Below are 402 nucleotides of genomic sequence, written 5' to 3'. Positions count from 1 at the left end.
GCAATAAAACTTGGGCTAATGGGGCTTTCATTGGGTGAAGGGATAAACGGATAAGGTCCATCCTGTCGGATAGGGATATAAAAGATAAAGGGAATAAAGATATGTACTTAAAAGCATTTGACGGAAAACGAAATAGGGCAGCTGTGCAGAGGGGCTACTCATTGGTACAGCTGTTGGTGGTGATGCTGCTGGTTTCGATCTTGGCGACGGCGGCCTTTACGGCCTATCGGGAATCGGTCCGCTCGGCCAATCTGCGTGCGGCTCATGCCGCGCTACTGGAAAATGCGCGCTTTATGGAGCAGTTCTACGCGAAAAAGGGCAGCTTTAAGCTGACGTCGACGAAGTGGCCGGAACTGCCGGTGAAGGAGGCGGGCGGTTTCTGTATCAGGATGAGCGGTCAGG

1 protein-coding gene is annotated in these 402 nt (G+C 52.2%); it reads left to right on the top strand.

What is annotated here, in order from left to right; genetic code table 11:
* Positions 1 to 101: 101 nt before the first annotated feature.
* A partial coding sequence (locus ACTHTS_RS11380) for a type IV pilin protein (RefSeq protein WP_440370103.1) occupies positions 102 to 402 on the top strand: 301 nt, incomplete at its 3' end.

The sequence above is a fragment of the Neisseria sp. P0019.S003 genome (assembly GCF_051957115.1).
Lineage (GTDB): Bacteria > Pseudomonadota > Gammaproteobacteria > Burkholderiales > Neisseriaceae > Neisseria > Neisseria flavescens_D.
The sequence above is the reverse complement of the archived record's forward strand: the minus strand, read 5'-3'. Positions and strand labels throughout refer to the sequence as shown.